Genomic DNA, 12,863 nt, shown 5'->3' on the forward strand with positions numbered 1-12,863 from the left:
CCGACCTTGCGCTTCGAACTCACTTCTTGGTGGTCGTGTCCTTCTTCGACAGCCAGTCGAACTCAAGCCGTTCCAAGATCGGGGTGTGATCCCCCTGCCGTGCTGCGGGCTTGACCCTGATGCCCTTCTTTCCAAGGGCGCACTTCAGGAGCATCCGCTTGTCCGCCATGTCCGCCGCTTCCCATGCCTCACGCAGGGTGTCGATGTGGGTGAGGGGCGATAGGTCTGCCTCCGCATCCAACGCCTCAAGGGTCGCGGCGGTGCTCTCGATAACGGCGCGCTGCCCTTCGCTCAGTTCCTCGAAGCGCTCTTCGTCCATCTTCCCGTACACGTAGAAGTCGTCTTCGAGCTTCTTCACACGCCACTGGGCGGCCTCAAGGGCCTTCTGGGCCTCTTCCTTCTTCGCCTGCGTTTCGGGGTCCGCGAAGGCTAGCCACCGGCGGGCTATCTCGATGACCACCGGGTCACCCGGCTCAAGGGCCGTGATGTGGTGGATCCAAGCCTGTCCCACCGCGTGGTCGATGCGGTCGGCGAGGGTCACCACTCCCTCGCAGATCGACTTGCCCCGCGTCTGCCGGACCTCGCACCGGTAGCGTCCGCCTCGGTGGCTCATCGAGCCGCCACACGGTTCAAGCTCGCCCGTGCCCTTCTTGTCCCGCATCTGCCCGCACCGGTAGCTCCCCGTCCCCAGGTACTTCGCTTCCGGCTTCCCCTTCGCCCACCGTTCATCGGTCCGTTCGGCGATTAGGGCCTTGATCTTGAACCACTCGCCCGGCGCCACAACCCCCTTGCCGCACATGACGACTTCGCCCTTCTCGTTGCGCAGGGGCTCGCCGTACCCCTCCCAACTGTCCAAGGGGTTGCCGTGCTCGTCCGTCTTGCGCCGCCGGACCGGGACCATGCCCGCGAAGAGCGGGGACTGAGCCAGCTTGCTCACCGCCGTGGGCGACCAAGTGGCACCGCTCCGGGTCCGGTACCCCTCCACATTGAGTTGGTGGGCCGTGTCCTTCGTCGTCTTCTTGTCGAGCAAGAGATCCGCCAGCCTGCGAGCTGTGCCGTACTCGTCGGGATGGGGTTCGACCTTGCCGCTTCCGGGGGCGCTGTAGAGACCGAACGGTGGCCTGCCCGTTCCTCTTCGGCCTTCCGCCTTGTGCGAGTCATGGCCGATCTTCACGCGCTTCGCTATGTCCTTCGCTTCCTCCCTGGCGCGTTCGCTCAGAATCGCGAAGACCATGCGGCCGCCCTGTGATGAGTCCAGCCCTTCGGACACGGAGACGAGTCGCGATTGCCGGCGGTCGAACTCGTCGAGCATCCGGCCCACCGCCCCCATACCGCGCCGGTCGAAGCGGTCCGTCTTCCACACACCGAGCGTCTTGGACTTGCCGTCCATGATCGCTTGTGTGGCCTTCTCGAACTCCCTGCGTCGTACGTAGGTCTTGGAAGCCGAGAGTTGTTCAAACCAGACGTGCCGGATCTGAAGCCCGTTCGCCTGCGCCCAGCGCACCACGTCTCGCAGATGCCCCCGCAGCGTGGCCAGATCTTCCTTCCTGTTGCTGCGTCGCAGGTAGGCATCCATGAGCCCGGACGGGTCCGCCGTCGCAGGCTTGTCCAATCCCAGGGTTTCCAGTTCCTCAGGGCTGAGCCCCAACCCGACGAGCGTCGCGTGATCCTCGCGCACCACAACCCCCCTCTGTTCTCAGGGGAAATGGTACGGAAATGGTGGACCTTAGACCGCTACTTTCTCGAAGTGCGGTACGACCCACTCCCGGTCCACCGAGTAGCGGGCGAAACCCCCGCCGAGCTGGTCGTACATCCCGCCCATGGCCATCGCCGCACAGGTGTCGGCGGCCATGTCGAGGGCGCCTTCCGCCCCGGTGCGGGCGTGATGGCGCAGCAGGAACTCGATGATCATGGACGGCGGGAACTTGGGCGCGCCGCCGAACCCGCCGTGCCGAAGCAGAAGGGCTCGGCGTCGGCGGTCAGGAAGACGGTCATCGGCCAGCCGCCCTGGCCGGTCGCCGCCTGCACCGCCTCCATGTACACGGCGTCCACGTCGGGACGCTCCTCGCGGTCGACCTTCACCGGGACGAAGTGTTCGTTCAGATAGGCCGCGACCCGGTCGTCCTCGAACGATTCGTGCGCCATCACATGACACCAGTGGCAGCTCGCGTAGCCGACGCCGAGCAGCACCGGCACATTCCGACTGCGTGCCTCCTCGAAAGCCTCGGGCGACCAGGGCTACCAGTCGACCGGATTGTCGGCATGCTGGAGGAGGTACGGGGAAGTCTCACGGTCCAGGCGATTCGACATACCCGCATCCGCTCTCAGGCCCGGTTGATCGCATCGCTCTCTCGCGCTGACGCGCCGTACCCAGCACACTGGGCGGCGATGACAGCAGGGGCAGTTGCAATCGTCGCATCCGGAGGGGGACGCACATGCGGGACAGCCATCGGGCTGAAGCCGAACGGCTGTTGGTACGCGCCGTCGAGGAGGAGGTACGGCGGTCGGGTGGCCGGGCGGACGCCGGTGCGCTGACGGCACGCGGGCGGGCCGCGCTCGACTCCCTGGCGGCCGGGGCTGCCGACGAGTACGCCGCGTACCTCCAGGCGCTGGACGCGGCGGAGGCCGGACAGCAACCTCTGTCGCAGCGGTTCAGCCGATCGGCCATGGGAACTCCCCTGCTGGTGACCGGAGTTGCCGCGGTCGCCGCCTTCGGCGCGGATGTCGCGTTCGGTACGGCGGCCGGGCCGGCCCTCGGCGCGGGCGCCGTCGTCGCGGTCGCGGGGGCCACGGCGACCGTCGCCAGGATCACCGCATCGCACTGGCCCGCCGCCCACCGGCGCGCAGGTGCGCTCGGGCAGCCCGGCGGCGCCGAACAGCTGCGGCTGCAGTGGCTGGCGGCGCTGGAGGTCCGGGGCATCCGTCCGTTCCTCGACCAGCAGCGGATGCTTAACCCCTCGTCCCGCACACCGGCGAAGAAGGTCCCCGCGCAGTCGCGCACCGCACCGTCGCTGCGCGGCGGGGACCGCAGCGCAGCGGCCCGTATGCGCGCGATCCTTGAGCAGTCGTTCGGCCATCTGCCCGCATCCGAGGGGCCGTTCGCCGGGCGGCGGGCCGAGCTGGCGCAGATCGCGCAGTGGGTGCGGGAGGCCCGTGCGTCGACGGAGACCAAGCCGACCGTCGTCGTCCTGCACGGTGCGCCCGGCGCCGGGCGCACCACGCTCGCGGTACGGGCGGCGCACAGCCTGAAGGACCAGTTCCGGGGCGCCTGCGTGGTGGACCTGCGCGGCGACGTGGCCGGGGAGGCACCGCTGCCGACACGTGACGCGCTGCTGCATCTGCTGAACCGGCTGGGCGCGCCCCGCGAGCAGCTGCTGTTCCGAGAGGGGGTCTCCCCCGGTCGAGCGGAGTCGGAAACCCGGGGAAGGGGCTCCGCCGAGCAGCAGGTGCGGCGGCTGAGCGAGCTGTACCACCAGCATCTGACCGGCACCCCGGTGACGATCGTCCTCGACGACGCCGGCGACGCGGCCCAGGTCCGCACGCTGCTCCCCGAGCGTTCCGACAGCCTCGTCCTCGTCACCGCCCGCGAGCCCCTGGAGCTGCCCGCCGACCTTCCGGCCCGGGTCCATCAGCTGCCGGTCGGCGCACTGGGCGCGGCAGGCGCGGAGGAGCTGCTGCGCGAGGCGGCCGAGGCGGCGGAGCAGGGGCCGTACGACTCCCGGTCGACGGACACGGTCGTCGAGCTGTGCGGTGGGCTGCCGCTGGCGCTGCGCATAGCGGGCTCCTCGCTCGGTCCACGCACCCGGAGCGCGCTCGCCACCGATCTCGCCGCGTACGGACCGGTCGCACCGGTCGAGCGGGCGCTGTGGCTGCGCTACACCGACCAGTCCGAGCAGGCGCGGCGGCTGCTGCGGCGGCTCGCGCTGGCCGGGCGGGCCAGCCTGGGCGCCGCGGCGGCGGCCGCGCTGCTCTCGGCCGACGAGCAGGAGGCCGAGCGGCTGCTGACGGCTCTGGCCGGGGCCGGGCTCCTGGACCATGTGCGGGGCTCGCGCTACCGGCTGCACGACCTCGTACGGGGCTTCGCCCTGGCCCGGCTGCGGGACGAGGAGGAGGTGGCGGACCGTACCGCGGCCCAGGAGCGGCTGATCCAGAACTACGCGGAGCTGGCCGGTGCCGTGATCCGCATGGTGGACGGCAAGATGTCCACCCGGGCCGGGCAGTTCGGCTCGCACGGGTTCGGTTCGCTGGACTCGGCGCTGCGCTGGCTGGACGACGAGTCGAGTTTCATCACCTCGGCGCTGCGGCACGCCGAGGGCGTCGACCAGGGGGCCGTACTGGATCTCCTGGGCGCACTGTGCGACTACTGCCTGCTGCGCGGCGACCTCTACCGGCTGGGCGAGATCAGCGAGTTGACGCAGGCCGTGGACAAGGGGCTGCTGGAGCGGTCCGTGCAGTGGCGTACCGGCATCGCGGCCCGTCAGCTCGGCGAGCTGGACAAGGCGCGCACCACGCTGTCGTCGGTCGTCGGGCTGTACCGCGAGGCGCAGAACGAGGCGGGCACGGCGCTGGCGCTCTGCTCGCTCGGCATCACCCTGCACCACCAGGGCAATCTGACCGAGGCGTCGGCGCGGCTGCGCGAGGCGATCGAGCTGCAGTCCTCCGAGGAGCAGGCCGAGGACCGGGCCTGGTCGCTGCACGCCCTGGCCGCCGTGGAACGCGACCGGGCCCATGTCGCGGAGGCGCTGAATCTCCTGGACACCGCGCTGGCCCTGCACCGGGAGGGCGAGTCGCTGCACGGCGAGGCGTGGACGCAGTTCCAGCTGGGCCAGACCCTGCTGCGGATGGGCAACGTGGAGCGGGCGGAGGAGGCGCTGCACACGGCCCTGGACCTGTACGGCCGCACCCGCGACGAGCGCGGCGAGGCGTGGGCGCTGACCCAGCTGGCCCGCGCGCGGCTGCTGGACGGCGACCCGGCCCCGGCCGTCGAGCAGCTGGACCGGGCCCTGGCCCGCCACCGCGACAACGAGGACGCGCGCGGCGAGGCGTGGACGCTGTACTACCTGGGCCAGGCGCTGGAGGAGAACGGCGACACGGACCAGGCGGTGCGGCAGCTGGAGCGGGCGCGCACGATGTTCTCCCGGATGCGGGACACGTACGGGCTGGCGTGTGCCCGGCACCACTCGGGCCGGGTCACCCGCGACCAGCGGGCCGCCCAGACCGGGAACCTCCGCAACTCCGGCTTCGCCCGCCAGCTCCTGGCCGACGCCCGGGCCGACTTCCGGCGCATCGGGGTCGCTCACGGCGAGGCCTGGACGTGCCTGGAGCTGGCCCTGATCGACGCGGGCAACAACCGCGCCCCGCAGGCGCTGGAGCTGTGCGGCGAGGCGGCGGAGCTGTTCCGTTCCTACGGCGACACACGGGGCGCGGACTGGGCCCGCTTCCTGCGCTGCACGCTGCTGCCGTACGCGTCACCGGGCGGCAGCGAGGTGGGCACGGTGGTGGCCCAGCAGGAACTGGCCGACCTGCTCCTGGCCGGCCACCCGACGCGCGACAGCAAGCTGGAGGACTGCGCGGAGGCGTTCACCGTGGTGCTGAACCGCGGTGTGGACCTGGAGGACGGCTGGCAGGCGTGGCGCCTGGGCATGACGCCCACACGCCACGCACGGGAGGTCATGGGGGTACCTGTCCCATGACCGGCCCGTGGGGCGTTCGAGGACGTCTTCGACCCCGGCCGGGCACAACCGTCCCGTCCGGCGCCAGGGGAACGGGGCGGTACCGGACACCCCGGTACCGCCCCGCGCCTACTTCCGCTTCGCGGACCCCGCACCCGCGGCAACGGCGACACCGGACGTCGCCTCCGGGTCCGGGGCCTCCTCGAAGTCGACCTTGCCCATGTGCCGGTTCATGGACTTCATCAGCAGCCACACGCCCGCGGCGAGCGCCGCGAAGACGAGGAAGCCGAGAACGCCGGGGGTCACCTTGTTCTTGTCGAGCTCATCGGCAAGCGGAACGAGGTCGGTCAGTGCCTGGGTCGCGTACATATCAGGCATTGTCGCGGATGCCCGCGAAGAGGTCGCTCTCGGGGAGGGAGGTATCGACGAGAGACTTCGCCAGCTCGTACTCCTCGGTCGGCCAGACCTCCTTCTGGATGTCCATCGGGACGCGGAACCAGCCGCCGTCGGGGTCGATCTGCGTCGCGTGCGCGATCAGCGCCTTGTCGCGGATCTCGAAGAAGTCCGCGCACGGAACATGCGTGGTCAGCGTGCGTTCATCGCGCTCGAACTCCTTCCAGCGCTTCAGCCACTCGCCGTACGGGGACTCCAGGCCCCGGGCCAGCAGCGCCTCGTGGAGCGCCACCGTGCGCGGCCGGTTGAAGCCCTGGTTGTAGTAGAGCTTCTGCGGCTGCCAGGCCGTACCGAACTCCGACTCGGGGAACGTCTCGGTGTCCGACGCGCCGTCGAACGCGATCATCGTGATCTTGTGGGTCATGATGTGGTCGGGGTGCGGGTACCCGCCGTTCTCGTCGTACGTCGTGACGACCTGCGGCCGGAACGCACGGATGCTGCGGACGAGACGCCCCGCGGCCTTCTCCTCGTCCTCCAGCGCGAAGCAGCCCTCGGGCAGCGGCGGCAGCGGGTCGCCCTCGGGCAGACCCGAGTCGACGAAGCCGAGCCACTCCTGCTTGACGCCCAGGATCTCCCGGGCCTCGTCCATCTCCTTCTTGCGCACCTCGTGGATGTTCTCCTCGATGTACGCGTCGCCCTGGAGCTTCGGGTTGAGGATGGAGCCGCGCTCGCCTCCCGTGCAGGTCACGACCAGCACGTCCACCCCCTCGGACACATACTTGGCCATGGTGGCCGCGCCCTTGCTCGACTCGTCGTCGGGGTGGGCGTGAACGGCCATCAGTCGCAGCTGCTCAGTCAAGACTCGATCCTCGTTGATTGGACGCCATGGAGAGGTGTCGTCCCGAAGGGACGTCGGTTCGGGGTGGCGGTCGGGGGGCGGGTGGCGGGCTTCTATAGTGACCGAACCGGGGGGTGGAAAATTCCTCGATCCCCGGTACGGGAGGAACGATCATGACTGCGGTGCGCGAAGCGCTTCCGGAGAACCGCTACGGCCGCTCCGCGGACCAGCGCGCGGACCGCAAGCTCAAGATCATCGGTTCGGTGCTGGGCGTCGCCCTCCTCGGCGTGATCGGCTGGATCGGATACGACTACATCGCCGGCCAGGGCATCAGCGCCGAGGTGATCAAGTTCAAGGTCGTCTCGGACCAGCGGGTCGATGTGCACCTGGAGGTGCGCAAGGGCACCGACACCAAGGGCTACTGCACGCTCCGCTCGCAGCACGAGGACGGCAGCGACGTGGCCCGCAAGGACTTCCGCTTCGACGGCCGCACGGACCGTATCGACCGCGTCCTGTCGTTGCGTACGACAGCCAGGGCGACCAGCGTCGAGCTGCTGGGCTGTACCGACGACGGCGGGGCGGCACAGTGACCGCCGCACGCCGACGCTGAATCACTGTTGTAGCCGCTGACCTGCACATACGCAGTCCTGACGGTTTACCTTCTCCCCCTTTTCCTGCGGAATTGTTAGGCTCGTGGTTTCGCCCACCCGTGGAGGCACATGCTTACGGGTAGGGCGATGCTTTGTATTCCCAGTACCGACGAGGAGCACCCTGTGACCCAGACCAGCGAAAACGTCACCTGGCTCACGCAGGAGGCGTACAACCAGCTCAAGGCCGAGCTGGAGTACCTGTCTGGTCCCGCGCGCACGGAAATCTCCGTAAAGATCGCGGCGGCCCGTGAGGAGGGTGACCTCCGGGAAAATGGCGGGTACCACGCGGCCAAGGAGGAGCAGGGCAAGATGGAGTTGCGGGTGCGCCAGCTCACCCAGCTCCTGGAGCACGCGAAGGTCGGCGAGGCACCTGCCGACGACGGCGTGGTCGAGCCCGGCATGGTTGTGACGATCGCCTTCGACGACGACCCGGACGACACGATGACCTTCCTGCTCGCCTCGCGCGAGTACGCGAGCTCGAACATCGAGACGTACTCCCCGCAGTCGCCGCTCGGCACCGGCGTGAACGGCAAGAAGATGGGCGAGGACGCCGAGTACGAGCTGCCGAACGGCAAGACGGCCACCGTGAAGATTCTCGCGGCGAAGCCCTACACGGGCTGATCCCGCACCACTGATACGGGGAGCCTCCGGCCCGTCGGGCCGGAGGCTCCCCGTATGTGCGGCCGTCTCCGTACCGGCCGGGGCGGCCTCGCCGGTCGTCCCCGGCCCGTTCCCGTCGCCGGTCTCCGCCTCGGCGGAGTGTCCGACGAGGGAGAGGAGGACGTCGTCGAGGGTGGGGCGGCGCAGTCCGATGCCGTCGATCTCCACGCCGCGGGCGTCGAGGTCGCGGATGGCCTCGGCCGGCAGCTCGGCTCCGCCGGAGACCGGGACGGTCAGCTTGCCCGTGTGCTCGACGACGGTGACCTCACCTTGCCGAGCTGGACGAGGACGGCCCGGGCCGGGTCGAGGTCTTTCCGCGCCCGGTGACCGCGTACGGCGAACACGCCTGCGGCCACCTGGCGACGCCGCACCATAACGCGATACATCGCGACACACAAGCGTCAGCTCATCACCAGATAGCCCGCGTCGTGCAGCGCCGCCGAGACCTCCTCGCAGTGCTCCGGCCCCTTCGTCTCCAGCTGCAGTTCCACCTCGACCTCGGTGAGCCCGAGCCGGGGATCGGTCCGCACATGGCCGATGTCGAGGACGTTGGCGTCGACCACCGAGAGCACGGTCAGCAGCGTGGCCAGCGCGCCGGGCCGGTCGGTCAGCCGCAACCGCAGGCTCAGATAGCGGCCTGCCGCCACCATGCCGTGGGTCAGGATGCGCTGCATCAGCAGCGGGTCCACATTGCCGCCCGACAGCAGCGCGACCACCGGCCCGCGAAACGACTTCGGATCGCTCAGCAGCGCCGCCACCGGGCTCGCACCGGCCGGTTCCACCACCAGCTTCGCCCGCTCCAGACAGAGCAGCAGCGCACTGGACAATTCGTCCTCGGAGACCGTACGGACCTCGTCGACCAGCTCCCTGACCAGCTCGAACGGGACATCACCGGGGCGCCCCACCTTGATGCCGTCCGCCATCGTGTTCAGCGTGCCGATCGACACCGGGTGCCCCGCGGCCAGCGACGGCGGATAGCAGGCCGCGCCCGCCGCCTGCACGCCGACGATCCGCACATCGGGCCGGACCGACTTGACCGCCACCGCGATGCCCGCGGCGAGACCGCCGCCGCCGATCCCGACCACGATGGTGCGCACCTCGGGGCACTGCTCAAGGATCTCCAGGCCCACCGTGCCCTGGCCGGCGATGATGTCGGGGTGGTCGAAGGGGTGGATGAAGACCGCACCCGTCTCCCGCGCGTACTCCTGGGCGGCGGCCAGCGTCTCGTCGACGACATGGCCGTGCAGCCGGACCTGTGCCCCGTACTGGCGGGTGGCGGCCACCTTCGGCAGCGGCGCCCCGACCGGCATGAAGACCGTCGACCGTACGCCGAGCAGAGCAGAGGCGAGTGCGACACCCTGCGCATGGTTTCCGGCGCTCGCGGCTACGACTCCGGCCGCCCGCTCCACCGGGGACAGGCCCGCGATCCGTACATAGGCGCCACGCAGTTTGAACGAACCGGTCCGCTGCAGGTTCTCGCACTTGAAGTGGACCGGCGCGCCCACGAGCTCGGTCAGATGGCGGCTGCCTTCCATGGCGGTCACTCTGGCCACGCCGGAAAGCATCTTCTGCGCCCCGCGGATGTCGTCGAGGATCAGTGGGGGAAAATGGCCGGGCGCGGGGAAGTTCATACAGTAAGTCTTGCAGCTCGGCGGGGCGCCGGATGCCTTGTGCGGTCCCGTCCTGAGCCGTTGTCCACAGGTTTGTGCAGCACTGGTACGCGTTGCCCCGTGGCCGCGTACTCTGTCCCCCACCCATCCGACACCGCACGAAGAGAGCCCCCGGCCATGCCCCCTCAGGACATGACGACAGCTGCGTCTCCTTCCGGGGGCGCCACCCCCGAACCCACGGGTTCCGACCACGTCCTCGATGCGCTGCAGCACCAGGTCGCGGTATTCGCCCGCCGTGCCGAGCAGACCCGCCTCGGCGGTGTCGGCCAGGTGCGTAATTCCATGGACCGGGCCGCCTATCTGCTGCTCAACCGGCTGGACCGGGAAGGCCCGATGGGCGTCAAGGCACTGGCCGCAGGCATGGGGATCGACTCCTCGACCGTGACCCGGCAGGTCGCACCCCTCGTCGACACCGGTCTGGTCAAGCGCACCTCGCACCCGGAGGACGGCCGTGCCGTCGTGCTCCAGCTGTCGCCGCGCGGCCAGGCACGGCTGGACGAGGTCCGTGAATCCCGGCGCGAGCTCATGACACAGGTGACGGACGACTGGACGGCCGAGGAGCGCGAGACGTTCTGCACGCTGCTCACCCGGTTCAATCTGGCACTGGCCGCCCGCCAGACCTCGCCCCAGGCGCCCCCGGCCGGCTAGCGGGAGCGACAGCACCCGACGGTGCTGCGCAGACTGTCGGGCGCACACCTCTTGACCATGAGCCCGGCAACGGCTCGGATGAGGACTGTGCGAGAGCGCCAGGCGGGCCGGGAGCGGCGCCGCGCCCAGGAGTTCGAGACCTTCGTGGCGGGCGCGGCCGGCCGACTGCTGCACACGGCCACGCTGCTGACCACCGAGCCCATGCAGCCGCCCGGAGCGAACCCCCGGGCCCAGCGGATGCTCACGGCCGCGCTGGCACGCACGTACGCACAGTGGGGACGGCTGCGCGGCGAGGACCCGTACGACCGCACCCGGCGGGAGCTGGCCATCCGGTTCGCCCACGAGGTCTGGCGGCACCACCGGCCGCGCGGCGGGCTGCTGGACCGGCTGACGCCGCAGGAGCGTCTCGTTCTCGTGCTGCGGCTGTACGAGGGCGTCGCGGAGGAGCAGGCCGCGGCGCTGCTCGGGGTTCCGGTGGAGCGGATCCGGGCGATCTGCAACCGTTCGGTGGCCACGATGCGCGGCACTCGCCGGCCCACGGCGCGGTGGGGGTTGCAACGGCCGCTGGGGGTCTCGCCATGAGCCGCAGCAGCAACCGCGAGGACGAGGTCCGGCGCATGCTGGACGGTCCGCATCCGCAGGTGCCCGCCGATCTGGCACAGCGGGCGACGGAGCGCGGCGGCCGGCTGCTGCGCCGGCGTCGTTTCGCCCGCAGGCTGGTGCAGCTGGTGGCGCTCGCCGCGGTGGTCGCCTTCACGGTGTGGGCGGTGGCGGCGCAGCCGTGGCAACCGCCTCCCACCGAGACGACACCGCCGCTGGGCGGCTGGTGAGGGCCGGTCCGGGGCGAACTATCCTGGAACGAGGCGTCACGGGGAACCGGCCGAGGAGGCTGTGATGACCAGGAAAGTCGCCGACTGCCGCAAGTATCCGAGCGTCACGAACTGCTCGCTCACCATCTCCGGCGAGGAAGAGGAAGTCGTGAGGGCCGCGGCGGAGCACGCGGTTTCCGTGCATGAACACACCGACAGCCCGGAACTGCGCGAACAGATCCGGGCGTCGCTGGACGACGAGAAGGCCGGCGTCTGAGGTTCCGAGGGCGGCCGGGCCCGAACGATCGAGCCCGCCCGCCTCTGTCCGGCCCCGAGAGCCTCTAGCCGAGCGCCTGCGTCAGATCGGCGATCAGGTCGTCGGCGGACTCGATGCCGACGGAGAGCCGGACGAGGTCGGCGGGCACCTCGAGCGGGGAGCCGGCCGCCGAGGCGTGCGTCATGCGGCCGGGGTGCTCCACGAGGGACTCGACGCCGCCCAGGGACTCACCGAGGGTGAACAGCTTCGCCCGGTTGCAGACGTGGACCGCCGCGTCCTCGCCGCCCACGACGCGGAAGGACACCATGCCGCCGAAGGCCTTCATCTGCTTGGCGGCGACCTCGTGGCCCGGGTGCTCGGGCAGCCCCGGGTAGAGGACCTGGGTGACCTTGGGGTGCCGGGTCAGCAGATCGGCGATCTTCGTGGCGTTCTCGCTGTGCCGGTCCATGCGGACCGCGAGGGTCTTGATGCCGCGCAGCACCAGCCAGGCGTCGAACGGTCCGGCGACCGCGCCCATCGCGTTCTGGTGGTACGCCAACTCCTCGGCCAGTTCCGGGTCGTTGACGATCAGCGCACCGCCGACGACGTCCGAGTGGCCGCCCATGTACTTCGTGGTGGAGTGCACCACGACATCGGCGCCCAGGGCGAGGGGCTGCTGGAGGTAGGGGCTGGCGAAGGTGTTGTCGACGACCAGTCGCGCACCCGCCGCGCGGGCCACACCGGCGATCGCGGCGATGTCGGTGATGCCGAGCAGCGGGTTGGACGGGGTCTCCACCCAGATCGCCTTGGTGCGCGGAGTGATCGCCGCCCGTACCGCCGTCACGTCCGAGGTGTCGGCGACGGAGAAGTCGACGCCCCACCGCGAGACGACCTTCGCGAACAGCCGGAACGTGCCGCCGTAGGCGTCGTTCGGGATGACCACATGGTCGCCGGGGGTGAGCAGCGTACGGAGCAGGCAGTCCTCGGCGGCGAGGCCGGAGGCGAAGGCGAGTCCGCGGCGGCCGCCCTCCAGGGCCGCGAGGTTGTCCTCCAGGGCGGTACGGGTCGGGTTGGCGCTGCGGCTGTACTCGTAGCCGCCGCGCAGTCCGCCCACGCCGTCCTGCTTGTACGTGGACACCTGATAGATGGGCGGAACAACGGCGCCGGTGAGGGGATCGGCGGTGTTTCCCGCGTGGATCGCGAGAGTCTCGAAGCTGTGCTGGTCGCTCATGGGGCCCGAGCGTAGTTCGTCGCGAGGGCGCCCACA

The 12,863-nt window shown here is 70.3% G+C and carries 12 protein-coding genes and 2 pseudogenes; 7 read left to right on the plus strand and 7 right to left on the minus strand.

The window, feature by feature from the left end; translation table 11 throughout:
- Window positions 1-19: 19 nt before the first annotated feature.
- Both IEZ15_RS02800 and IEZ15_RS02805 read right to left on the minus strand, forming a co-directional pair.
- Window positions 20-1,678, minus strand: coding sequence for a recombinase family protein (locus IEZ15_RS02800; RefSeq protein WP_189273848.1), 1,659 nt, complete (start codon window positions 1,676-1,678; stop codon window positions 20-22).
- A gap of 57 nt (window positions 1,679-1,735) precedes the next feature.
- Window positions 1,736-2,196 (minus strand): annotated as a pseudogene (locus IEZ15_RS02805) (DUF255 domain-containing protein); the annotation flags it as partial.
- Window positions 2,197-2,435: 239 nt separating this feature from the next.
- On the opposite strand from IEZ15_RS02805, the gene IEZ15_RS02810 reads away from it, so the two are divergent.
- A complete protein-coding gene (locus IEZ15_RS02810; protein ID WP_189273850.1) occupies window positions 2,436-5,693 on the plus strand; it encodes a tetratricopeptide repeat protein in 3,258 nt (1,085 codons plus the stop codon).
- Window positions 5,694-5,801: 108 nt separating this feature from the next.
- Here the strand turns inward: IEZ15_RS02810 and IEZ15_RS02815 are convergent, their stop codons facing one another.
- Window positions 5,802-6,041, minus strand: coding sequence for a hypothetical protein (locus IEZ15_RS02815; RefSeq protein WP_189273851.1), 240 nt, complete (start codon window positions 6,039-6,041; stop codon window positions 5,802-5,804).
- Window position 6,042: 1 nt separating this feature from the next.
- On the minus strand, window positions 6,043-6,924 hold the full coding sequence (gene mca, locus IEZ15_RS02820) for a mycothiol conjugate amidase Mca (RefSeq protein WP_189273853.1): 882 nt from the start codon (window positions 6,922-6,924) through the stop codon (window positions 6,043-6,045).
- Between the two features lie 152 nt (window positions 6,925-7,076).
- Here mca and IEZ15_RS02825 point away from each other — a divergent pair, with 152 nt between their 5' ends.
- Together IEZ15_RS02825 and greA are read left to right on the plus strand one after the other, a co-directional pair.
- Window positions 7,077-7,493: a DUF4307 domain-containing protein gene (locus IEZ15_RS02825; RefSeq protein WP_114246332.1), complete on the plus strand. Its 417-nt coding sequence runs from the start codon at window positions 7,077-7,079 to the stop codon at window positions 7,491-7,493.
- Between the two features lie 183 nt (window positions 7,494-7,676).
- On the plus strand, window positions 7,677-8,174 hold the full coding sequence (gene greA, locus IEZ15_RS02830; protein WP_114246331.1) for a transcription elongation factor GreA: 498 nt from the start codon (window positions 7,677-7,679) through the stop codon (window positions 8,172-8,174).
- Between the two features lie 87 nt (window positions 8,175-8,261).
- On the opposite strand, the pseudogene IEZ15_RS44410 reads toward greA, so the two are convergent.
- Both IEZ15_RS44410 and ilvA read right to left on the minus strand, forming a co-directional pair.
- Window positions 8,262-8,486 (minus strand): annotated as a pseudogene (locus IEZ15_RS44410) (daunorubicin/doxorubicin resistance ABC transporter ATP-binding protein DrrA); the annotation flags it as partial.
- 128 nt (window positions 8,487-8,614) lie between these two features.
- On the minus strand, window positions 8,615-9,844 hold the full coding sequence (ilvA, locus tag IEZ15_RS02840) for a threonine ammonia-lyase (RefSeq protein WP_189273857.1): 1,230 nt from the start codon (window positions 9,842-9,844) through the stop codon (window positions 8,615-8,617).
- A 156-nt stretch (window positions 9,845-10,000) separates the two neighbouring features.
- Here ilvA and IEZ15_RS02845 point away from each other — a divergent pair, with 156 nt between their 5' ends.
- The 4 genes from IEZ15_RS02845 (at window position 10,001) to IEZ15_RS02860 (ending at window position 11,617) form a co-directional block, all read left to right on the plus strand.
- The gene (locus IEZ15_RS02845) at window positions 10,001-10,531 is read left to right on the plus strand and encodes a MarR family winged helix-turn-helix transcriptional regulator (RefSeq protein WP_114246329.1); all 531 of its coding nucleotides are present in this window, start codon (window positions 10,001-10,003) and stop codon (window positions 10,529-10,531) included.
- An 87-nt stretch (window positions 10,532-10,618) separates the two neighbouring features.
- Window positions 10,619-11,113, plus strand: a complete 495-nt coding sequence (locus IEZ15_RS02850; RefSeq protein WP_114246328.1) for a sigma factor-like helix-turn-helix DNA-binding protein — start codon at window positions 10,619-10,621, stop codon at window positions 11,111-11,113.
- Window positions 11,110-11,361 (plus strand): hypothetical protein, encoded by a 252-nt coding sequence (locus tag IEZ15_RS02855; protein WP_189273859.1) that lies wholly within the window; start codon window positions 11,110-11,112, stop codon window positions 11,359-11,361. The genes IEZ15_RS02850 and IEZ15_RS02855 overlap by 4 nt, the downstream gene beginning before the upstream one ends.
- 64 nt (window positions 11,362-11,425) lie before the next feature.
- Complete coding sequence (locus IEZ15_RS02860) at window positions 11,426-11,617, plus strand: DUF1059 domain-containing protein (protein WP_114246326.1); 192 nt, start codon at window positions 11,426-11,428, stop codon at window positions 11,615-11,617.
- A gap of 64 nt (window positions 11,618-11,681) precedes the next feature.
- Here the strand turns inward: IEZ15_RS02860 and IEZ15_RS02865 are convergent, their stop codons facing one another.
- The gene (locus tag IEZ15_RS02865; protein WP_093900087.1) at window positions 11,682-12,827 is read right to left on the minus strand and encodes a cystathionine gamma-synthase; all 1,146 of its coding nucleotides are present in this window, start codon (window positions 12,825-12,827) and stop codon (window positions 11,682-11,684) included.
- Between the last annotated feature and the right edge of the window lie 36 nt (window positions 12,828-12,863).

This window comes from Streptomyces atratus (assembly GCF_014648655.1).
GTDB lineage: Bacteria > Actinomycetota > Actinomycetes > Streptomycetales > Streptomycetaceae > Streptomyces > Streptomyces atratus.